This window comes from Mucilaginibacter sp. HD30, from assembly GCF_054061755.1.
Window position 1 is genome coordinate 4,478,990 of the sequence record NZ_JBSSEO010000001.1, and the last position, 23,552, is coordinate 4,502,541.

At 41.8% G+C, this 23,552-nt stretch carries 16 protein-coding genes and 1 pseudogene; 7 read left to right on the forward strand and 10 right to left on the reverse strand.

The genetic code is table 11. The features are described from left to right. Positions 1-73: 73 nt before the first annotated feature. Positions 74-1,703: pseudogene (gene pruA, locus ACVW2L_RS21090) on the reverse strand (L-glutamate gamma-semialdehyde dehydrogenase). A 165-nt stretch (positions 1,704-1,868) separates the two neighbouring features. Here pruA and ACVW2L_RS21095 point away from each other — a divergent pair. After that, a complete protein-coding gene (locus ACVW2L_RS21095; RefSeq protein ID WP_457129919.1) occupies positions 1,869-3,356 on the forward strand; it encodes a PAS domain-containing protein in 1,488 nt (495 codons plus the stop codon). Positions 3,357-3,388: 32 nt separating this feature from the next. On the opposite strand, the gene ACVW2L_RS21100 is transcribed toward ACVW2L_RS21095, so the two are convergent. Together ACVW2L_RS21100 and ACVW2L_RS21105 are read right to left on the reverse strand one after the other, a co-directional pair. Beyond that, on the reverse strand, positions 3,389-3,775 hold the full coding sequence (locus ACVW2L_RS21100; RefSeq protein WP_457129920.1) for a hypothetical protein: 387 nt from the start codon (positions 3,773-3,775) through the stop codon (positions 3,389-3,391). A 121-nt stretch (positions 3,776-3,896) separates the two neighbouring features. Next, entirely contained in the window at positions 3,897-4,292 is a 396-nt protein-coding gene (locus ACVW2L_RS21105) for a YidH family protein (RefSeq protein ID WP_457129921.1), read from the reverse strand. A gap of 517 nt (positions 4,293-4,809) precedes the next feature. On the opposite strand from ACVW2L_RS21105, the gene ACVW2L_RS21110 reads away from it, so the two are divergent. From ACVW2L_RS21110 to ACVW2L_RS21135, 6 genes are all read left to right on the forward strand, one after another. After that, a complete protein-coding gene (locus ACVW2L_RS21110; RefSeq protein ID WP_457129922.1) occupies positions 4,810-5,448 on the forward strand; it encodes an RNA polymerase sigma-70 factor in 639 nt (212 codons plus the stop codon). 63 nt (positions 5,449-5,511) lie between these two features. Beyond that, positions 5,512-6,612 carry a FecR family protein gene (locus ACVW2L_RS21115; protein ID WP_457129923.1) on the forward strand — a complete coding sequence of 367 codons (1,101 nt, stop codon included), beginning with the start codon at positions 5,512-5,514 and terminating at the stop codon, positions 6,610-6,612. A 207-nt stretch (positions 6,613-6,819) separates the two neighbouring features. After that, positions 6,820-10,308: a SusC/RagA family TonB-linked outer membrane protein gene (locus ACVW2L_RS21120; RefSeq protein WP_457129924.1), complete on the forward strand. Its 3,489-nt coding sequence runs from the start codon at positions 6,820-6,822 to the stop codon at positions 10,306-10,308. Positions 10,309-10,318: 10 nt separating this feature from the next. Continuing rightward, positions 10,319-12,352, forward strand: coding sequence for a RagB/SusD family nutrient uptake outer membrane protein (locus ACVW2L_RS21125; RefSeq protein ID WP_457129925.1), 2,034 nt, complete (start codon positions 10,319-10,321; stop codon positions 12,350-12,352). Between the two features lie 20 nt (positions 12,353-12,372). Further along, positions 12,373-13,173 carry a DUF3823 domain-containing protein gene (locus ACVW2L_RS21130; protein WP_457129926.1) on the forward strand — a complete coding sequence of 267 codons (801 nt, stop codon included), beginning with the start codon at positions 12,373-12,375 and terminating at the stop codon, positions 13,171-13,173. A 250-nt stretch (positions 13,174-13,423) separates the two neighbouring features. Beyond that, complete coding sequence (locus tag ACVW2L_RS21135) at positions 13,424-13,942, forward strand: helix-turn-helix domain-containing protein (RefSeq protein ID WP_457129927.1); 519 nt, start codon at positions 13,424-13,426, stop codon at positions 13,940-13,942. Between the two features lie 253 nt (positions 13,943-14,195). Here the strand turns inward: ACVW2L_RS21135 and ACVW2L_RS21140 are convergent, their stop codons facing one another. The 7 genes from ACVW2L_RS21140 to ACVW2L_RS21170 form a co-directional block, all read right to left on the reverse strand. Further along, positions 14,196-15,299, reverse strand: a complete 1,104-nt coding sequence (locus ACVW2L_RS21140; protein WP_457129928.1) for a phytase — start codon at positions 15,297-15,299, stop codon at positions 14,196-14,198. Positions 15,300-15,305: 6 nt separating this feature from the next. Further along, positions 15,306-16,565, reverse strand: coding sequence for a right-handed parallel beta-helix repeat-containing protein (locus ACVW2L_RS21145; protein ID WP_457129929.1), 1,260 nt, complete (start codon positions 16,563-16,565; stop codon positions 15,306-15,308). Positions 16,566-16,589: 24 nt separating this feature from the next. Continuing rightward, positions 16,590-17,231 (reverse strand): TonB-dependent receptor domain-containing protein, encoded by a 642-nt coding sequence (locus ACVW2L_RS21150; protein WP_457129930.1) that lies wholly within the window; start codon positions 17,229-17,231, stop codon positions 16,590-16,592. Positions 17,232-17,271: 40 nt separating this feature from the next. Then, positions 17,272-19,359, reverse strand: coding sequence for a TonB-dependent receptor domain-containing protein (locus ACVW2L_RS21155; protein ID WP_457129931.1), 2,088 nt, complete (start codon positions 19,357-19,359; stop codon positions 17,272-17,274). Positions 19,360-19,635: 276 nt separating this feature from the next. Continuing rightward, complete coding sequence (locus ACVW2L_RS21160) at positions 19,636-21,189, reverse strand: tetratricopeptide repeat protein (protein ID WP_457129932.1); 1,554 nt, start codon at positions 21,187-21,189, stop codon at positions 19,636-19,638. Between the two features lie 175 nt (positions 21,190-21,364). Continuing rightward, positions 21,365-22,717, reverse strand: coding sequence for a serine/threonine protein kinase (locus ACVW2L_RS21165; protein ID WP_457129933.1), 1,353 nt, complete (start codon positions 22,715-22,717; stop codon positions 21,365-21,367). Further along, positions 22,714-23,505 (reverse strand): FHA domain-containing protein, encoded by a 792-nt coding sequence (locus ACVW2L_RS21170; RefSeq protein WP_457129934.1) that lies wholly within the window; start codon positions 23,503-23,505, stop codon positions 22,714-22,716. Before ACVW2L_RS21170 ends, ACVW2L_RS21165 begins: the two co-directional genes overlap by 4 nt. Positions 23,506-23,552 lie beyond the last annotated feature (47 nt).

Consider the following 23,552-nt stretch of genomic DNA (forward strand, 5'->3'; position numbering starts at 1 on the left):
GAGCCAAGAAGCAAGACAATTACTGCTAAACTGTCTTGCTTCTTGGCTCTTGATTCTTGCCTCTCCTCCAAAACTATCCCAAAAACGGGTACCTGTAATCCTTAGGAGGATCAAAGGTCTCCTTAATTGTTCTTGGTGATACCCAGCGCAGCAGGTTGATCATGCTGCCCGCTTTATCGTTTGTGCCGGAGCCGCGGGCGCCGCCAAACGGCTGCTGCCCCACAACTGCCCCGGTTGGTTTGTCGTTTATGTAAAAGTTACCCGCCGCGTTGCGCAAACGGTAGGTAGCTTTATCAATAGCATATCTGTCTTGGGATATGATACTTCCCGTAAGGGCATAAACTGATGTCTTATCAACTACATCTAATATCTCATCAAACTTGTCATCGTCGTAAACGTAAACCGTCAGCACCGGACCGAACAGTTCTGTACACATGGTTACGTAAAAAGGATCGTTTACTTTTAGTACCGTTGGCTCAACAAACCAGCCCTTGGCTTTATCATAACCGCCGCCTGCTACTACCTCAACACCGGTGTCGGCCTTGGCAGCATCAATATATTTGGCCAATTTGTCAAATGATACCTCAGTTATAACTGCGTTCACAAAATTGCCGAAATCCTCAACCGGTCCCATTTTAATAGCGGCCAGATCACGCTGCATTAACTCTTTAACTTTTGGCCAAAGTGAAGCAGGAATGTAAGCCCGTGAGGCAGCAGAGCATTTCTGCCCCTGGTATTCAAAGGCCCCGCGAACTAACGCAGTACTTACCACTTCTGCATCGGCGCTTGGATGCGCTAATACGAAGTCTTTACCCCCGGTTTCGCCAACAATACGCGGATAGCTTTTATATTTATGAATATTGGTGCCGATAGTTTGCCAAATGGTTTGGAAAACAGGCGTTGAGCCTGTAAAATGGATTCCTGCAAAATCAGGGTGGTTAAATATAACATCACCGGCGACCGGGCCATCCACATAAATTAGGTTAATAACACCTGTGTGGCACACCCGCTTCGCGGAAAACCTGCATTAGTACATTGGCAGCGTAAATTTGGGTGTAAGCGGGTTTCCAAACTACCACATTACCCATCATGGCTGCCGATGTTGGCAAGTTGCCGGCTATTGCCGTAAAATTGAACGGTGTAAGTGCAAACACAAAACCTTCCAGCGGGCGCTGCTCCACGCGGTTCCATATACCTTTTGGTGATATTGGCGGTTGCTGTTGATAGATCTCCGTCATGTAATGCACATTGAAGCGCAGAAAATCTATCATTTCGCAAGCTGCATCTATCTCGGCCTGGTAAGCGTTTTTTGATTGCCCCAGCATTGTGGCGGCATTGATCTTCATTCGGTAGGGGCCGGCAAGCAGTTCTGCCGCTTTTAAAAATATCGCGGCACGTTGTTCCCAGGATAATTTTTCCCAGTCGGCTTTAGCTGCCAGTGCTGCTGCTATTGCTTCGTGCACAGTGCCTTTATCACCTTCAGAAAAAGTAGCTAATACGTGTTGGTGGTCGTGAGGTGGGCGTATCTCCAGTTTTGTAGCAGTACGCACTTCCTGGTCGCCAATATACATCGGAATATCTATTTGACGCGCCCGGGTTTGTTCCAAAGCGAGCTTGAGTGCAGCGCGTTCGGGGCTTCCGGCGGCATAATTAAATACCGGTTCATTGTGCGGGATAGGCACATTGAAAAATCCTTTGAGCATAGTAGTATCAGTTAATGGTATGTCAAATGTAACAATAATGTGCCAAAAGTATTGCAAGCACGTACTCAATTTACGGATTGGTGACAGACGTATTTAATGGCCGTGTACTGCCTTTGAATTGTGATAGCGTTGTAGTATTTTTAATTGCCAATATTTTATCCAAGCATGATCATAGAAAACGATCCTTTACAACTTTATTCGTTGCTGCAATCCATAGGCGCAATAGTTTGGAATGCCGATATGGATATGCGCAGATTCTTCTTTATTGACGAGCAAGTGAAGGTTATTTTAGGCTTTGAATCGGCCGAATGGTTGCAGGTGCCAGATTTTTGGGTAACACGAATACATCCTGATGACCGCGGTATTGTTGACAAATACCGCATGATAAAAGAGGATGGAGCACCCAGACAGATTTTTGAATTCCGGATGATAAGCGCAGATGGTACGGTGGTGTGGGTTAGGGATACGGTTTCAATTGCCCATAACAACGAGGATGGATTTAGATTATGCGGTATAATGCTTGATGTAAGTGTTACCGAACGCTTACACGCGGTAGAACTCCTGGAGCGCAATATCCTTCATCTCAATTCAGACTTGTCCATATCGCTAACCAATGTGCTTCTGGCCTATCTTAAAGGCCTTGAAGAATTGTTTCCGCAAATGCTTTGTTCTATTCATCGGATCACCAACGGGCGATTAACCGACGGTTTGGCGCCGTCGCTACCCTTGCCTTACATGGAAGCAATTTCAAATATTGTTATTGGCGCAAATGTGGGTTCATGCGGAGCTGCTGCTTCATTGAAGCAGCAGGTTATTGTAAGCAATATAGCCGCAGACCTACGTTGGGCGAACTATACAGAGCTTGCAGAAAAATATAATCTTGCAGCGTGTTGGGCCAATCCGGTTACTAATGGCGAAGGCAATGTAATAGCGGTTTTAGGAATGTATTATAACAAACCTAAAAGCCCCCGCCCGGAAGAACTGAAAGTGATGGAAAAAACCGCCGCTTTGCTGCGTATAATTTTAGAGAACCGGCAGCAAACCGAAGTTATTAGAGACGCTAACCTGTTAATGCTACAAAGCCAGGAACTGGCGCACTTTGGCAACTGGCGATGGGATATTGTTAATGATGTAGTAAGCTGGTCGCCGGCTTTGTACACCATTTACGGGCTGGATCAGCACAATTTTAAAGCAACATTTGCCGGCTACCTGGAGCGGCTACATCCCGATGACCGGGACAATATATATAGTATAATTAAGCAGGTTTTAGATACCGGGGTAGGAGCTGAGTTTAATGAACGGGTGTTCCGCCCGGATGGCAGCCTGCGCTACCTACGGTCATGGGCTAAATTAAAAACTGATAATAACGGAAAACCGCTTGAAATGATAGGCGCCTGTTTAGATAATACCGAAAAAATACTCTATGCTAACGCTGTGGAGCAACAAAGCAGGCAATTGCTGGATATTGCCTGGCTGCAATCGCACTCCATACGTTCGCCTTTAGTGCGGATAATGGGCCTTGCAGATCTGCTTTGTAATACGCCGAATAGCGAGGAAGAGCAGAGTAAACTTATTGCCTACTTAATGGTATCGGCGCGTGAACTTGACGAACAGGTCAGGCTTATCTCACTTAAAACGGAATCAGCGGGATAAAATGTTCTAAATCTTAGCTTTGCTGCCTCATTCTACTTTACGTTCTTGGTCTTTTCAGACACTTCAGTTTTAGTAACAATAGAATCGTTACTAAAGTAAAGTACCAGATTTTTGATATAAACCGGCTTCTTTTTTGGGTTATATTTCAGTCCGGTATCTTCTATCTGATAAGAATATTTAAAGCTTGAAGTGTCCCTATTCTGCGGGCTTCCCAACAATTGAATAACCTGGTAATGGTTAAGTCCTTTTATTTTATGGTTGGCTAACAAATCATCCAGTATCATCTTTCTCGACGGGTATTCCAACCCATCGCCATAACTCCACATTTCGCGGGTAAACTTTTGCTGACGATTGCAGCCTGTAGTGCTAATTAAAACAAGTGCGGCGAGCGTTAACGTAAAAAGCGACTTCTTGAGCATAGTAAGGCAAATCTACTAAACGCTTTGCTAAACCGACAGGTTGTGCCATAATTTATGAAAGAGTTACAAACTATGTACACCTTTTCTGGGCTTGGACGAGGAAATTGCCATGTATATCCTCTTAAGTTGTTATAACAAGATAAACCAAAAGCGCTATACCTATTAGCGAGATAAGCGCCACAAGCAGTTGAATGAGCCAGGATGAATGATGATACTCTTCGGCATCTAACTGGCGTTCGGTGTGGCGATATTGGATGTAAGCAAACACTATGCTCAATGTGCCCAATGCAACCAAAGCGATGCCGATCTCGGCCGAGTAGCCATGTGGTTTACTGAGGTTTTTTCCGATGGCAACGGAGATCTGGCGAACGAAAAGCGAAAACTTAACTACTGCAAAGCCAAAAGCTATAATACCAATACCGGTACGCACCCATGCCAACATGGTACGCTCGTTAGCTAAATGATCGTTTACATTTTGTCTTTTTACAAGTTTCTCTGTCGCTTTATCGTTTTGCATAGTAATTTAAATAAGATAGGAGGAGGGGCTATCCACTATTTCAGTTTTTCGTCATTTGTAAAATACTACCATGCCTGCAATTTATATAATGGCGGCACAAATACTAAACGTAATACACTTTCGCCTGTAGTGGTAACATACGATGTGGTGTTTATATCCTGAGCCGTTAATTCAGCACGTTAACCATAATTATAGATATAAATATGAAGAACATTTTTTCATGATGGTATAAATGTAATTAGTTGTTATCAACCATCATAGGTAGTTAACCTACTTTTAGATCAATTAAACTTACTTTGTAGTTAAACAATTTTCTAAATCAACATCAGTATAAATTTTTTCAACATCAACGCAAACGATTTAGTTACTGTAAAGCATAATTTGGTACTAACCAATTAATGAGTAATTACCAGTCTGTTAGTGAAAATAATACCGTTATCATTTTTTGATAAACTGACGGATTGTAGCATTACAGGATTATTATTAAACCGGAGGCATCTCCATTTTATTTAAAAGCTTGAACTATAAAAAGGAGCATATTTTGCCGCTTTGGCAACGCATATGTTTTGACGACGACGTTAAGGCATTTGAGTCATTTTATTACCTGCTATATGATGCATTGGTACGCTTTAGTATGATGTATACTCATCAGCGAGAAGAAGCTGAAGAGATAGTGACCAATGTGTTTGTAAAAAGCTGGATAAACAGGAGCAATATGCAGCACATTGAGCGCCCTGATACCTATTTTTTTGTTGCCGTAAAAAACCATTCTTTAAATTATATTAAAAAATACTCTTCTATTCGTGTTGTCCCGGCCGAAGATTCGGGCGAGATGAATCTGATAGATACCGCCGATCCGCAGATCCAGCTTGAAAAAAAAGAACTGCATTTTTATATGGATCAATCTATAGATGCGCTACCTCAGCAATGCCGCATTATCTTCAAATTAATAAGAGAAGACGGCTTGAAGTATAAGGAGGTGGCAGAAATATTAAATATATCGCCGCGCACTGTACAAACCCAATTATTCAGGGCAATGCAAAAGCTTACTACTTGTTTGACCGGTTATTCCGTGACGCCATCGGCCAAGTTAATTAAGACTGATATTGTTTCGAAGGTTGTGATGATGATGGCCTTTTCAGAAATATTTTTTTAGCCTGTAGGCAATTCGTCTTTTTTTATTGTCCTTGCTTTAAATCAGAAGGTATTCTTGTTTTATATGGTTGAACCACGCTTTGTAGAGCTGCTTACAAAAGAATTGACAGAAGAACTAACTCCTGCAGAGCAGCAGGAGCTTGTTCTGTTAATGCAGCAAAACACGTCCTATAAAAAACAAAGCGCGATCATAAAACAATACTGGAACGCAAACAAAACAGAATATAAAGCCAGCGCTGCAAATTTTAATAAATTGATGGATGTTATTCACCTTACAGAACAGTCTGGCAATGTGGATAGCGAGGATGATAATGAAAAGGCGCCGCGTAAATTATGGCCTGCTGTACTAAAATATGCAGCAGTATTAGTTTTAGGTACAACATTGTTTTTGTGGTACCTATCGGCCCGGACTGCTAAAGAAACCTCTATTGCCAGAAACTGGCAAAATAGCACTACCGCGCCCAAAGTAAAAAGAAAACTGGTTTTGTCAGACAGTACAATTGTTACGCTTAACTCAGGTACTACTTTAAGCTATCCGCTATCATTCGGCGATAAAATCAGGGAAGTATATTTAAATGGCGAAGCTTTTTTTGAAGTGCATAAAGATCGTAAGCACCCTTTTATAATTCACACAAAAAAAATGAATGTAAGGGTGCTTGGTACTGTTTTTAACATTAAATCCTACGATGACGCATCGCAGAGCGAGACCTCGCTTATTGAGGGCTCAATAGAGGTAACGCTGAATGACCGCAAGGCCGATCGTATCATACTTAAGCCAAAAGAAAAGTTAATAGTTGAAAATAACTTACCATCTCAAATACAATTAAATAAACCACGCGGCCGTAACATAAATGCCGTAATAGAGGGAACCCAATATTCCCTTACCAATTTAACCTACCTCCCCAATATTGACAGTGCAGCAGTTGAAACCTTATGGCTTAAAAACAAACTGGTGTTTAAAAATGAAGATTTTGAAACAATAGCAGCAGACATGGAACGCTGGTATGGTGTTCAGATAATCTTTAAAGACAATGAATTGAAGAATTTAAGATTCACAGGAACGTTTGAAAAGAAAACCACCGTTTTGTCTGCGTTTATGTCTTTGCGCGAAGCAGAGCCTTTTCAATTCAAAAAGAAGGATTTAACATTTTACATTACAAAATAATATGCCTATGAGAAAAGAATGACCTAAAAAAACGGGATAACCTAATGGTTGATCCCGCTCCTAAAAGATGACCAATTACTAGTAACAGCAGATGTTGTTGGCACGGCTACCTGTTGTTATTTCACCTTAATTCCTAAAGTTATGAAAATATTTATGCACTCGCTGAGTGTATCGGAAAAATTTTATCTATTTAAGCGTCTGTTAATAATGAAACTGACACTATTTTTTATATTGATTTTTAATATCGGAGCGTTTGCGAACGTTTTTTCGCAAACCACAATTTCCCTTAATTTAAAGGATGCCGATCTGGACAAAGTGATTGAAACTATCCAAAATAAAAGTAGTTATCGGTTTGTTTACAGCAACTCAAAAACGCTTACAAACAAAAAGATATCTATAAAGGCGGATAACGCGAACCTTACTGATGTACTTAATAAGGTATTTGGTGATTTTGGTTTGGTTTACAAGGAAATTGACAATCAACTGGTATCAATTGCCCGGGCGGATGACATGGCAGCTTACGAAGCCGGCCCGCAACAAGGTTTTAGAGTAACCGGCCAGGTTACCGACGAGGGTACCGGCGAAACCTTAATTGGTGCAACCGTTAAGGTAAAAGGCACTACTAACGCTGTCGCGGTTGACGTTAATGGTAAATTTACTTTAGACGTACCAAGCGCTAGTTCTGTTTTAGTAGTAAATTTTGTAGGCTATACCGAGCAGGAAATTGCTATAGAGGGCAAGAAAGTGCTGGATATTAAGCTGACAAAAGTAACACGTAACCTGGATGAAGTTGTTGTAACAGGTTTTGGTTTAACCACCAAGAAGGCTACACTTGCCGGCGCAGTTTCACAACTTAGCGGCGATGACTTGTCACAATCAAGGGCAACGTCAGCCTCAGGTGCAATGGCAGGTAAAATTGCCGGTGTTAACTTTAGGCAAAGTAGCGGCCAGCCGGGATCCAACCCAATAATTCGTATTCGTAACTTTGGCGGTACTGGTAATGGTGGCAATAATGCTGGTGATCAGCCTCTTATTATTATTGATGGTACCAGACGTAATATGGATGCTTTTAACGCCCTTGACTTTAATGATGTTGAATCATTGAACGTTTTAAAAGACGGCTCAGCTGCTATTTACGGCTTTGCCGGAGAAAACGGTGTAATAGTTGTGGTAACTAAAAAAGGTAAACGAGGCCAAAAGCCAACTTTTAATTTTGACAGCTATTATGGTACGCAAACTTATGCCAATTTTGCTAAGCCCGCCGATATAAAAAGCTATGTTAAAGGTATAGTACAAACCGAAACTTACGGTGATGGCAGACAAAGTGTTTCTCCCAGAACTATAACTCCGGAGATCTACCAAAAAATTATGAATGGCGAAGCAGGTTATGAAGGTTTTGATTGGTATAAATATATATACAAAAGCGCGCCGCAATACCAGGCTAAGATCGCTGTTTCAGGTGGTACAGAAAATACAGACTATTATATTAGCGGAGCAACCTTAAATCAAGGTGTAGCCTTGCGCGATTTTGGTGATGGTTTTAAACGCCAAAATATACAAGCCAATTTTAATGCTAATATTAGCAAGCGTATCAAATTTGGTATGCAAATGAATGGATACTGGTCAAAACAATCGAATACCAATGTTGAAGGCAACGATTTTGACTGGCAGGCCGAAGCCCCATTTCGTAATTTGCCAATTTTACCGGGATCGGGAACTGCGCCGTATCTTAGTCCATTATCAGGGCCGTATGTTAACGGTAACCCTTTATACCCTACAGGTACATCTCCTTCATCTCAGTCATACAGCTATGGTTTAGTAGATCCTAAGTTATCAGGAACAGAATCAACCACCAGGAGAAATGTTTCAATAACCGGTACGTTAGAAGTAGACATTTTACCGGGTTTAAAGGGGCGTATGTTGGCTAATTACTCATTCTTGAGTAACCAGTTCGATTCGCGCCGTTTGTCACCTAGTTTGTATGTGTTAAATACTGCAGGTGTCATTGTCCCAGATGCGTCATTTGCACCAAACCGTAATAATGAGCACAATTTTGGAAATACTGATCAGTCTTCACTTCAATTTCAGTTAGAGTATAAAAAGTCTATTGGCCAACACAATTTCCAGTTGAATGTCAATCAAGAGAGCACCCTTAGTTATTCGCCATTTGTAAGGATAACGGGTATCCCGCCGGCTAATGCTATCCCTTATATACCAAATGCTGGTAATGGCAATCTTACCTCTTTCGAGGATAACATTAGTAATTATTCACCGGCGCAGGGTTATCAGGTAAGGTTAAATTACGACTTTGCGAGCAAATACATTCTTGAGGCTTTTGGACGTTACGATGGTTCATCTAACTACAGACCTGCCGATAGATGGGGATTCTTCCCGGGTGGCGCAATAGCTTACCGTATCTCTCAGGAAGATTTCTGGAAACAAAGCCCGGTTCTAAGCATTTTTAACGATTTTAAGATCAAGGCATCATACGGTGTTTTAGGTTTCAACATTGGCAACCCTACAGATAACTTCTTGACGGGTTATGAGTATAACCAAGGCTCTGCGGTACTAAACGGTAGTGTAATTACCGGTACACAGGTGTTACCTCCGCCTTCTACAGCTTTAACCTGGGGACGTACCTATACAAGTGATGTTGGTATTGACGTTACCTTGTTAAATAGCCGCTTGAATATCGCGTTAGATTATTTTAACCGTACCCGTACAGGCCTTCGGGCAAATAGAGGGTTAACCTTGCCTGACCTGGCAGGTTTTCAGCCTGGTGATGAAAACATTAACACCGATAAAAACCGCGGTGTTGATGGTAGTTTGTCATGGCGCGACCGTGTAGGCGAAGTTAGTTACGGCTTTAACGCCAGCTTTAGCTATGGCAGAAGCATAACAGGTTTCCGTTACAACCAGATTTTTTCAAGTGACTATGACAGATTTCGCAATAGCGGTGTAGACAGATTAGGTGGCGGGCCATTTCAGTATGTAGTTGTTGGACAATTTCAAAACTGGGAGCAAATACAGAACCACGGTATTGACCAGGACGGCAAAGGTAACGTGACCCAAAAACCCGGCGATTTTATATTCAAAGATACAAATGGTGATGGTGTGATAAATGACCGCGACCAAACCAGGGAAACCTATCAAATAAATGGTGGTCTCCCACCATTAAGTTTTGGCTTTGGTTTTAACGTAAACTACAAAGGGTTTGACCTTAGGGCCGATTTTACAGGTGGTTCAATGTTTACGTTTGAACAGACCTCTTCTGGTTTTAGCAGTGCTACCGGTGCTTACATGCGCGAGTGGTTACCAAACCGTAATACATCACAGTATTTATTAGATAACTCAAGCTATTATTCTGACATATTTGACAGAAACAGCCCTATTGTAGTTGGTAAGTACCCATTGATTTTACAAACAAACCCTGCGCCAAATACAAATTTCAACCACGGCGGATGGCAAACCAATATAACCTATGTTAGAGTACGTAATTTACAAATAGGTTATACAGTACCATATTCTGTTTTGAAACCTTTAAGTCTAACTAACCTTAGGTTGTATGTAGCTGCACAAAACTTGTATACATTCTCAAATATGCCGGGCAAAATTGATCCGGAACTTACACAAGGTGCCGGTGGCGGATTACCTAGCCCGAGGGTTTTAACAGCAGGCATTTCAGTTAAATTCTAAATATAAGAACATGAAAACAAAATTTTTATATAGTCTATTCGCACTCTTTTTAATAAACATGGTGTTTATTGGGTGTAAAAGAGACCTAACGGTTGTTCCGAACTCGGTGATCGAAGAACCAGCTGTATATACCGATAAGAACCTGATCAACTCAGTGTTGGCCCGTTTTTACAATCAAATTAATGAGGTGTCTAACCCTCCTGGTAATAATTTTGGTGTTGGATCTGCTGGCTGGGGCGCAAGTAACGCTACTGATGATAGTTTTCAACAGGATCCGGATGATGCGCAAAATAACAGGGGTGGGGCTTCTGCTCAGCAAGTGGCTTTCACCAAAAACAGGTACAGGGCTTTTGATTATGGCTTGATACGCAGACTAAACATATTTTTAGCAGGCATCCGTACTGAAGAGTCTAAAAAGAGTATGTCTGCGTTTGAAAATGCCTCGTTTGAAGGACAGGCTATGTTTTTACGTGCCTGGACTTTTTTCCACATGGTAAAAACTTTGGGTGGTTTGACCATTGTAGGCGACGAGGTATTTGAATTTGCGGGCGGCACAGATGCGACGCCACTGCAAAAGCCACGCGACTCAGAAGAAAAATGTTATGATTACATCATAGCCCAGTGCGACCTTGCTGCTGCAAAGCTGACAAGTAGCGGTATAGCAACTATTCCGGCCGGACAAAATAAAAACCAGGCTTTGGCTAATAGATGGGCGGCCAAAATGCTTAAAGCACGTGCTGCTTTAACTGCGGCTTCAATTGCCAGATTTAATACCCCCGGCGACGCGAATGTTGAAAAAAAGGATAAATTTGGCACTCAAACTCATGGTATCCCTGCAACTAAAGCTGATGCTTATTACAAGGCTGCTTTTGATGCTGCCAAAGAGGTTGTTGATGGGGGTGCTTACCAATTAATGACAGGTGCTACTCTTGTAGCGGCGCAACAAGCCTTTGATAAGGTGATAAACGTTAAAGATGGTAATACCGAAGTAATATGGACAGCAGATCGTCTATCGCCTGCCAGAAATACCACTTGGACTGAGAGGGTTGGTCCGTTTAGCCTTAACGAAAGCACCCAGTTTGGTAATCAATTGGGTGCCACAGCTGACTTTGTCGAGTCGTTTGAGGATAGAGCTACCCGTGCCCAGGGAATAAAAACCAGGACCATCAGTACCCCAAATCTGATTAACGAGGGTGGTGTTGGCAACGCACCGATCATGTATGACTTGTCAGATCCAAATAGTAATCCATTTATGCAAAAAGATGCACGTTTATGGGGATCAGTTATATGGCCTCAAGCTGTATGGAAGGGTAGCCCGGTAGATTTACGCGCGGGTGAGTGGCGTGGTGGTTATAATGCCGATGGTACGCTGCTGGTTTTTACCTCTGCCCCTCCGGCAAAAGGAACTCAAGGTACTTTCCTTACCAGTATAAACGGACCAGCTGAGAATACTAGTCAAACTGTAAACAAAACCGGTTTTATCCCCCGCAAATGGCTTGACGAGAAACCAGGTGCCTCAATTGCACCAAACTATAGCGATATATGGGTAATACGTTTCCGTTTGGCAGAAGCGTATGCAATATGCGCTGAAGCCGCTTTATTTAGTGCTCCGTTAGGTGGCCCGGCTGTAGGTGTTACTTATATTAATGTTTTAAGAAGGCGCGGTTTACTTCCGGACCTTAGTGCTGGTCAGTTTGACTTTGCTCAGCTAAGAAGGGAATTGCGCATTGAATTTTTTATGGAAGATCACCGTCTTTGGGATATGAACAGATGGAGATTGGCAGATCAATATTGGGACGGCCCGACTAACTCAAAAGCAGGGGAATATCCAAATGGTTCGTCGTACCCATACCAATTATATGGTTACACAGTAAATATCGCAGGCAATCCTGGTGGTAATAATGGTAAATATGTATTTGAAAGAAAAAGGGCTTTCAGAAAGAGAGCTAATCCTCAGTACTTTGAAAACAAAAGCTATTATTCAGCTACGGTTGATAGTTGGAGAACCTTTAATCCAAACTGGGAAAGAAATCCGGGCGAATAATAAATCATAAAAAATGTATTATGAAACAGAAAAATAAAATAACACTTTTTATAATGTTGCTGGCTGCAGCAAGTATGCTTGTGCAATCATGCGGTAAAGATAATGAGAAATACCCATCATCAACATTATCAGGACGGTTCACTTATCAGGGGAAACCCGTTGGGTTAATATTTACCAACCCCGACATTATCGGTTCTGCCAACACCTCTCATGTGCTTTTACAGCAAACAAGCGGGGCGCAAGAGAGATATGGTGCCGGAGAGGTTAGAATTTATGCCAAGCATGATGGTAGCTTTAGCAGTAAATTTTTTGATGGTAGCTACACGGCCAGAACCAACCCGGGTAGATTGCCATTTGAGGACTTTACAAACAAAGCCATTTCAGTTAACGGTGATACTGATCTTGGTAATATCGAGGTGGTACCCTATTTGTGGATGAATAACTTTGCAACTACGTATACTGGTGGCGTTTTTACAGCTACGTTTAACGTTACTAAACCTTCTGCCAGTACGTTAGCAACTTTACAGTATGTAGCTATATATCTTAGTCCAACCAATGTACCAGATCTTCAGTCTGCTACTCAAGGTGCGGCACGTAGCTTTAATGCCGGTACAAATGCCGGGGGTATCATAGTTCCTGCTGCTGCTACTTCTACTGGTGCTGTTACTGTTAAAGTTGATTTGAATACCCTTACCACCGGCGAAAAGCAATTCTTGCGTGCTTTTGGTAATAATGGTACTATCTATGCGTCTGTAGCTGTTAAAGCTAATACCATAACTGATGCCTTATATTCAGATGTAATAAAATTGCAACTGCCGTAATTTTAACAATTACTACACAATTCAAAAGCCGCCACGTATTACGTGGCGGCTTTTTTGGTGAAAAGCAATTTTTTGCGCTCAAGGTGCGGATGGTCATATCTTGGCTAGTGTAGCTGTTAATATTAATGGGATAACTGGTGTGTTTATATTCAGATGCGATAATGCTTAGTAGAACTATGCCATGTCAAATAGTTTTTAGAGATCTCCCGCGGGAGATTTTTGGTTTTTTATTATTTACACCATTGTTATAATGATTAACTTTATTATAGATATGGGGCAGGAGCTACGCACACGACTTAAGTTGATATTAAAACCGCTTGAAGCGATCATTAACAATCTTGGTGATGAGCTGCTTAAGGCACAATTGGAGAGTATTTATACAAATGCATGTCAAACCCTGGACCAGTTAAGTGGGCAGGAGAGCATAGCAGCAGGCGACGAATGCCCGCTATCATTTGACCAGGAATTAGTTGAGCGGGCGCTCAGGTTTGTAGAAGAGAATCTCCTGAATCCGTCTTATTCTGTTGAACAATTAAGTAAAGACATGAATATGGACCGAACCGGTCTGTACAGAAAATTAGTTGCACTTACCGGTTATGCTCCAACAATGTTTATCCGTTCAGTACGTCTAAAAAAAGCGGTTGTATTATTAAATCAAAAAAGGTACAGCCAGGCCGAAATTGCCGAAAACGTAGGATTTAGTAACGCCGCTTATTTTAGCAAATGCTTTAAAGAAGAGTACGGGGTAAGTCCATCGCATTATCAGTAACTATACTAATAATCAGTATATTGAATGCGTTTTAAGGCTATTCTTCCTGACGAATAGTTGTTTCGCTTTGTTTCATTTTAAAAGCTATATGTTTAATTGTCAACGTCTTAAAAAAAATACTGTTCCGCTTTGTTCCACCTGTTCCGGAACAGAGTTGTTAATAATAATAGCAATGCCACAAAACAGAAAAATCTTGCACCCTTTACGGAGCAAGATTTTCAATAAATTGTAAACGCAGAAGGCAATAAAAAGCCTACTTAATTTTTAACTCTTTGCCTGCAATATCTTCCCAACGATAATAATGGAATGTTTTGTCGGTGCTCATTACTACAAACAGGCCGTGCTTAAATGTATCATTCAAAGGCACATTAACAACGTCAGATCCATCACTAACCCGCGCGGCAACATTTACTATTTTTAAAAGTTTATGCTCATTAGGGTTTTGCGGCGTTCCTTCGCGACTAAAGATTTGAAACCGGTTAGCGCCCTGATCAGACACCATGATGTATCCTGTTGAATCAGTCAGTTTATATATAGAAATACCTTCATGGTCTTCTTTAAAACCGGTAGTGCCAAAAATGCGCAGCTGCTTATTGCCAGATTTTGGGTCGGCATCATACTCACGTACGCCAACCTGCTCGTCTGAGTAGTAGATATGTTTTAACTCATTATCAACAGCAATGGATTCTATCTCCTTTTTACCGCTGTACTGGCCAAATTTACGTACCAGCGTAGCCTTTACATTTCCGGTGCCGTCATCGCCCAATAAATATTGCCACAAATAGCCATCCGCAGGCCCTGTTTTTCTGCCAACTATCGCATACATCTTGCCATCCTTCGCGGTATAAATAGAGATCCCCATCAAATCGCGATATTCTGTGCCTGTTTCACCTTCAAAAACCGGGATTCCACCTTTATCAACAGGTTTCATATCCGGCAGGGAAAAAATGCGCAGCTTATGCGTTAAACGCTCTGTTGTTATGGCAATATCCGTTGGTTTGCCATTCAGCATTAAACCATAGGCCAAATCAACATTATTAGGGCGTTTTAAGCCATGCACAACCTTATCCTGAACGATCTTTCCATTCAGATCAAAAACATACAAAGCGCCATCCTCGTCTTTATCCGTGCCTATTACCAGGCTTTTAGCCGGGTCGGCGGGGTTTACCCATATAGCCGGATCATCGGTATCATATTTTACAGGCTCTGTAATTACAGCCGGTTTAACTTCTGCAGTATTATAGGCTACAGAATCTGACCCTAAAGTATCAACAGATGATTTAGTGGATGCTGGTCCGTTGCAGGCTGAACAAGACAATGCCAGCAGCGGTATATATAATAACTGAATTCTTTTCATTAACAATTACAATTTTGTGCCAAACGCGCCAACATATAACGATGGCTCAGGCGATTTATAAGTTATACCATTTACCACTATACCGCCTGCGTGATTGCGGGTAAAAGTGGTTGTGCCTTTTGTTAAAGCCGGAGAGTTACCCTGCAAATGGAAATCCCAATTGGTATCAAAATCAGCACTGTTTACTGATGCGCTTAAAGGATAGTTAACAAATTTGGGGTCATTTTCGCCTGCATTGGTTCCGCGTACATCGTTGGTTCCGGCTACTATATCATTAGCGCCTGGTTGAAACTGCTTAACAGTTGTAGCATCATAGCCATAATACCAGTTGTTGCTATACTTAGAGCGCGAGTCTTCGGGCTTTTTAGGGTCTCGTTTTACACCGAAACGTGTATTGGCAAACAGATTGTTGTACAGGTCGGCACGTACGGTTGCCTCTAACCAAACCGAACCACCTTTTGCAGTTGGCCTGCGCCAGCCGGTGTTTACCATGGTGTTGTTATAAACAATAATATAAGCCTGTGGCACGCGGTCGCCTGCGTTTGATAGCTTAAAGGCGTTGGTATTTGTGCTGTAAATCAGGTTATAAGCCAAATCAGCCAGACATCCCGATTTAAAGTTCATAGCTTCGCCGCCGGTAACGCCTGTTGTATAGAATTTATTAAATGAGAAGATACTTTTACCACCTTCTATATAAGTACAGTCTTCCTGAAAATTACGGATGATACAATTTGTTACGATTAATTTTCCGTTGATGTTAGAGAACCATAGGGCGGGCACGTTTTCGCCGGCTACCGCTTTATACAAACCTTGTTTTACCGATGTTGACGCATCGGAAGTTGTGTTGCCCCCGTACTCTATGATGGCATGGTCAAGTACCAGCTCGGCGCAAGTTGGCGCGGCAAGGATACCACCCCACAATTTGCCGAATTTCTTTTTATCGGTTTTATATTCGTCTTTTACGGTAAATTTCACCGGGTTCTCATCTGTACCCAAAACGTAAAGGTTGCCTTTAACAATAAACTCAGGTTTAGCCAGCGTATCCATTAAAACTGTTACACCTTCCTGTATGGTTAAGGATTTGCCTTCCGGTATAATTACGTCACCTTTAATTTCGTGCACGGTGCCTTTTTCCCAAATTCCTGATATATCGCCCGTGGCCGATCCGTTAGCTACAGTGGTATCTACATACAGGTTGGCTTTTTTACAGCCCGCAAACGCCAGCATAAGCAGGGCTATAGCGATAAAAAATCTTCTTGTTTTCATATTCTTACTTTTTAATGCTTTATGTTAATTGAATTTAAACCTCACACCCAGCACATAGCTTTGCCTGTAGTAATCGTTGCGGATAAGTGTTTGCCCGTTTGATACCGCGGCATCTTTGCTGTTAGGGCTAACACCTTTTATAAACAGTTGGGTAGGAGTGTTTAGCAGGTTGTTTGCTTTGATGAATACAGAAAACCCGCTTTTCAACCTTTTTTCTGCCGAAGCATCCATCTGGACGAAGCCTTTCTGCCACAGGTCATTGTTTAAGAATTGCGATACCGTGTTGATACGCGGGCCGGTATAAGCGGCTGCAACTTGCGCATCCCATCCTTTTTTAGTGTCTTTGAATAATAATGAAAGGTTGGCAATGTGTTCAGACTGACCATACAACGGCCTGGTTTGATCCACATTGATAGTTTGTATATCGCCGGTGGTGCTGTTTATTATACGTTTATTTTTGTTAGTAGTAATGCGCGAATGGGTATAGGTGTAGTTAATTTTAATACCTATTTTGTTAAAGTACTTAATGTAATCAATTTCGGCTCCGTAGTTTTTTGCAGTACCAAAATTGCCGGGGATATAAAAAACATCCTGACCGCGCACCGCATCGGCAATAAAGGTGTATTCTATCGGATTTTGAATATTTTTATAGAACACGCCTACCAATAATTGCTCGGCGGCACCGGGAAACCACTCATAGCGCAGATCATAGTTGTCGGCTAAAGCACGTTAGATCAGCATTACCTTTTTCAACGTAGTCTTCACCCGGCAGCCTTGAAGGAACAATTTCATAAAAGCCCGGGCGATTTAAGGCTTTATAATAAGATGCATGCAACTGAGCTTTGTTTGTTAAATGATATTTCAAGGTTAAGCTGGGTAAAACATCTGTATATACCTGGCTGCCCATCGGTCTTGGTTCACCCTGTGGAAACAACAAGTTGTAGCCCTGGTCGGTATGTTCTACACGCACGCCACCTATAACCTGTAATTTTTTAACATTAAATTTAAGCATACCATACCCTGCCGTAGTTTTTTCAAAAGCATCGTATGTTGAAGTATTGGCTACGCCGCCTGTTGGATTAGTAACTGACAATTGCAAGTCGGAATATTTTTGAAATCCCGGACTACCATACATGAGCCCGGCATTAGCTGAAGAAGGAGCCAGTGTATAATTGTTTAAAAGATTGCTCCGTTTTTTGTCGCGGTACAGTCCGCCAGCACTAATGTCTACTTTTTCGCCGCCAATTGTTGCGATATAGGTAAGGTCAAGGTAACCGGCCTTGTCTTCGTCGGTGTTGCGTTCCCACCTGTGGGTTACCGGTGCCGTGTTAACCAACACCGTACGAGTTTGCTGAAAGTTTTTTTGTACTCCGTTTAGGCTGATAGTAGTATAATCCGGAACGTCATTCTGCGCTGAAGAATATAGCGCAGACCATTGAATTTTAAATTTATCATTAAACAGCTTATGGTCGCCATGTAACGTGCTGTTATAGATTTGCTGCTCAGTTAAACGGCTGCGTGTAGTGTATACCAGTTCTGAGTTGCCATTTGCAGCATCGTAAACGCCGTTAAATGGAGTTTTAACAGCATCTCTTATTTGTATGTTTTGCAGGTTAACATAAACGTTATAAAGGCTGATCTTATTTTTGCTATTGAAAACGTAGTCTACCTTGCCATGCAAACCTAAACGCTTTTGCTGATCGGAATATTCCCTGTATTCTTTATCTGTAACAGTGGCGTAAGCATCGGTGCCGCTAACAGCCGTTCCGTACAGCGTGCTATTGCTGCCGCGATAAGTGTTTTGATAACTGGCTGCTACAATCACCCCCAATTTGTCGTTTAAAAAACGCTGTCCCAATGATAAACTTCCGATAAGGTTTGGAGCGGGTTTTTTTGTATTGTAATCTAAGGTAGCTTTTTGAAAATCAGCTTGAGTAGCGTTATAAGTACGCCCGCTAACTTCATAAGGAGAAAGGTGATTTACTGCCGAAGCATCATAGCTGGTAAATTTGCGATCAAAAAACAACTGGTTATAACCAGACGCAATGTTTGCGTTTACCTGGAAACGATTAGGTGCGTCCTTCATCACCATGTTAACCGCGCCGCCAATAGCGTCGCCTTCAAGGTTTGGCGTAAGCGTTTTGTAAACCTCTAATCTGTCCATCAGGTCAGCCGGGAAAAGGTCAAGCGGTACATATCGGTATTTGTTATCTGGGCTTGGTATTTTAACGCCATTAACTAACGTGTAGTTATAACGTTTATCCATACCACGCAAAATAGCGTATTGACCGTCGCCATTGCTGTTGCGCTCAATAGAAACGCCAGATACACGCTGCATTACGTTGGCAACTGTAAGGTCTGGAGATATTTCAATAGATTTTGCCGAAACGATATTCATTACCTGCATCGCGTTTTGCTCAATCCTGCGCGCGGCATTGTCTGTATTGCCGTTTCCTGATGAGGTAATGGCAATCTCCTCCAATTCCCTTGTATCCTTTTCCATATAAACTGTTACAGCAGGGGTGTGTTCTTCAAGTACTGTGATTTCCTGTACAGCTGTTTTATAGGTAATGTAGGTAACGCGCAAACTCGCGGCACCTGCCTTAAGGCCCTTCAGTTCAAAAGATCCATCTAAACCGGTGCTGGTTGATTTGCCAAACTTCTCAATAGTAACAGTGGCACCAACCAGTGGTTCGCCGGTATTTTTATCATAAACTCGGCCTTTAATTGTTGTTGCGCTTGCCGCCGTTATACAAAACAGCAGGGGTAATAGCATTCGTAAAATTTTATTCATAGCATTGAATTTTTGCGATAACGTATCCGTCATTTTTTATTGACGCCGCAAAAATGTGCTGTCGATTTTTGTAAACGAAACTTTGCGTGTTACATAAAGGCAACACCGTTACAAAGTACATATATCAAAAGGCAACAATGAATTGTAATTTATTGAATGTCATTGAGTTAAATACTATAAGAAACGCCGTTATCATTTTATTACCGTTACATTAAGCCAATATTAAGTGGGTAAAAACGATGAAATTTATGCTTTGTGTAACGGTTTACGTGGGGCTTATAAAGCTTGTATGAAGGCCGTGAGATTATCGCCCTGGGGAATGTTAAGCTTTTTTCGTAACCTATACCGCGATACGCGAAGGCTATCAGTTGATATGCCCAGTAGTGTGGCAATATCCGCGGAGTCCAAGTTCATTTTAAGTAGGGCTATCAACCGCATATCGGCTGACGTTAATTCGCTGCTATAGTTTTTTAGCTGCTCAAAAAAGCTTTGATGCACCTGCTCAAAGGCTGTGGTAAATTCCTTCCAGTGTTGCTCATGGTTAAAACTTTCGTTTATCTGCAATATAATTTGCTGCATCTGCTTTTTCTGGTCGCGCTTATCTTCTTTAACCATAGCCTGCAGTGTGCTGCGTAAATGCTCAAGCAACTGATTATTCTTGATCAAATTTAGGGTGTGTGTAGATAGTTCCCTGCTCTTAAGCTCCAATTGTTGTATCAGGCTTTCTTCTTCCAGCTTTTTTAGCTCCTGTTGTACCTGCTGATCTTTTATTTTTAAACGCTGCCGACTAAAGACCACCAAGCCTAATATTATCACCAGTACAATGACAATCACTACTGCGATGGTTATAATTCGATTTATATTCCTGTTATTATTTAAGCGGTTAATCTCATCGCTTTTTTTGCTCATATCATATAATACCTGTAAAAAAACGGTTTGATTGGCTGCATCTTTTGAGTACACATCTAAATAGTATCTGCGGCTTAATTCAGAATATGTGTAGGCACTATCCATGTTGTTCATCAGAGCATAAGCCTGTCCGATATCTTTGGTGCACGAGGCTTGCTGATAGATATTGCCGGTTTGCGTAGCCAAAGCAAGGGCTTTTTTTGATTGAATAATGCTGGCTGCATGCTTGCCGGTTTTACGCAGCATATCGCCAAGATTATTTAGCACCTCTATGCTGCTAATTTCGTTGTGCTCTGCATTATATAACTGCAATGACTGGTTAAAACAAACATATGCTGAATCATATTTAGCAAGGTCCTCATAAATACTACCCAGATTTTCGTATATTTTGGCAGCACCCTGTGTGTAGTTAATGGCAGTATAGTTTTTTAGGGCCAAGCGCTGATAAAAAAACGAGCTATCATACCGCTGTTTTTTTTCGTACAGATGGCCTATGTTGCCAAAAATATCTGCCTGCCCTTTTAAATTTTTGGTTTGTCTGTATAGTGAAAGTGCTTTGTTATAACTTACACGGGCTTGATCAAGTTGCTTATTGTAATAGTATAACACACCCATTTCCGCAAGGTTAGCGGCGCTTAGATTTTTATCATCGAGCTCGTTGAATATTTTATCCGCATGCAGATAAAAATCTAAGGCCTGCGCATAATGACCCTGGTTATAACATATCTGCCCCATTTGTTGCAAGCAAAGACCCTCTGTTATTCTATTTCTATTATCAATTGCCGTTGCGTGAATTTTTTTCAGAATGATAAGGGCAGAATCGGGATGTTTTTGGCTTATAGCATTTACCTCTTTAAATTGGGCATTCACCTTTAATGAAAAGGTAACTACCAATGCTGCAACAAAAAGGGCAAATTTCATTTACTGGCTAACAAATTATATTAACAAATTAACCACTCTAATATTAAGTTACCGTTAACAATAGTTTCTTCAATAGTTCAATATTCTTGTAACCAAAAAACGAGCTAATTCAAATAAAAAAGCCTCAAATCGTAAGATCCGAGGCTTTTAGCTCTTAAAAGGTAGCAGAAGGAGGTTAAAATATCCCCAAAAATCTCTTCCTTTTTTTCTTTTGCTGCCCGGGCGGGTTTTTATTTGCGTGTGCAGCTCTCGCTTTTCTGTCAATGCTATCAAGTCTGGCTTTTATAATTCGGGCGCGCTCAGCCTTTAACATACTATCAACGTTGTAGGGTTTAAAAAAGATGTAAGGCGATTGGTAAGTATAAGGGTTTCCGCCTACGTATTCATTTGCCGAGAAAATTTTATAAATAAAAAGCGACATAAATATACCGGCTATCGCAATAAGCCCTCTTAAGGCCCTTTTCGATATAATTGTCATTTTTGGGTTGCGCTCATAAACCTCCCTATTATGGTTGTAAAGCGTGCCGGCCGTGGCTTTAAAAGAAGCCAGCTGTTCAAGTAACCGCGTATTTTCTGTTTCAAGGGCTATGGCACTAAGCGCTGCACCAGACCCGGCAGAAGCAGATATACTTCCGTTTATAATGGCGTTGTGCAGTTCAGCACCATCAACAAATCTGTCTTCCGGCTTCTTCTGAAGGCATTTGTTCAATATTTGGGTAAACCAGGCCGGTACCTGCATCTCCAACGCTTTTTGTTCATCGCTCCATTCAACAGGCAGGTTGGCACTGCGCACCTTTAGGGCATCAGGCAATTCCTGCTCCATGTGACTTAACATTACAGCATTACGACCCGTATCACCGTCGCCAGATAATGGAAAGGGCACCTGCGATGTCAACAGTTCGTACAAAATTACGCCGTAGCTGTAAATGTCGGTTTGCATCAGCATTTTGCCTTCGTGCTGTTCCGGCGCCATAAACTCTATAGCGCCTGCATGGCGTATGCTGCTGCGGCGCTGTTCTTCGCTCATTATAGCAAGGCCAAAATCAAGCAGCACATAATTACCTGTATGGATATTGTACTTTACATTATTGCTTTTTATATCGCCATGTTTAACGCCAACTTTATGGCAATGAGCCAGGGCGAAAGCAAGTTGATCAGCAACTTTGATCAGCTCCTTAAGTGTAAATATTTTATCGTGGGGTGGGTGTAAAAGTTCAGCCAGGTCCGGCCCTTCTATGTATTCCATCTCTATGAAAGGGAAGGAGCCGCTTTCTGTAATCCCCGAACTAAGTATCTTAACTACATTAGGGTTAGGATTTTCGTTAACCTTTTGCAGTTTAGTTACCTCGTTTTGATAATTGCGATAGTTTTTATCGTTCTCATCTTCGGTATAAATGGGGGTGGGTATAAGCTTTACAGCTGAGTAGATTGGTCCGTAGCGCCGGCCTTTGTAAACGGAGCCCTGGCCGCCGGTGCGTAGTGCACCCAGGTTTTCCAGCCCCTCAGCTATTGTGAATACCTTGCTCATTTTTTGAGGGGCTGATAGCTAAACTCCAGCACTACAGACTCACCCAGTATTACCTGGTCGCCTTCTTGCAATGGATGCCCTATATGTGTAGCATGTAACTTGGTTATTTGTTCGCTGGCTTCAGATCGTACCTTAACTTTATTTCTTGGTGGTACGCCTCCTTCGTCAGCAAATATCATAAAACGGCCGGCATCATTGTTCCATTCAATATGTGCGTGTTGGCGGCTGATAAACTTATTCTCTTTGTGTTCGCTTTCTGATGGAAAGGCGATATGATTGGTACGAAAGTACCCTTCATCAGACTGTGCTTTTTTGTCGCGGCCAATGTTAAACTTGCCGTTGTCAGATTGTAAGGTGTATTCGGGCTCAAGCGTCTCGCCGCTTAAAGCCCTTAGGTAGGCAGTGGCTGTTTGTTTTATAAAGTGTTTGCCGGTTTTTACAAAAAAGGCAACGTCAATATTTGAGGCCTTTGTGGCTTCAGCAGGTATCTCTTCGTCAAAAGTAACATCAAGCGACCAGTTAGCCGGGATTTCTACTGCATAGTCGTCTGCAATGCGCTGTATCTCGTCTCTTAGCTTTTGCGGCTCATCAGCATAAACAGCGGCCTCATAAATATGCCTTTCAGCATCGCCGGTATTTATATACAAGCATACACCCTTAATATTGCCGCCTTCGCCACCTTCTGCTTTTTGCAGTTGTTGCTTTATAAATTGTAGTAAGGCGTGGCGCACGCCTTTAACATCATCCGGTCGTTCTTCCGCTTCGCTCTTAAAAAAATTTAATAACATATTTATACAACCTTGACGAGATATTTACTCTGAATTATTACTTAACC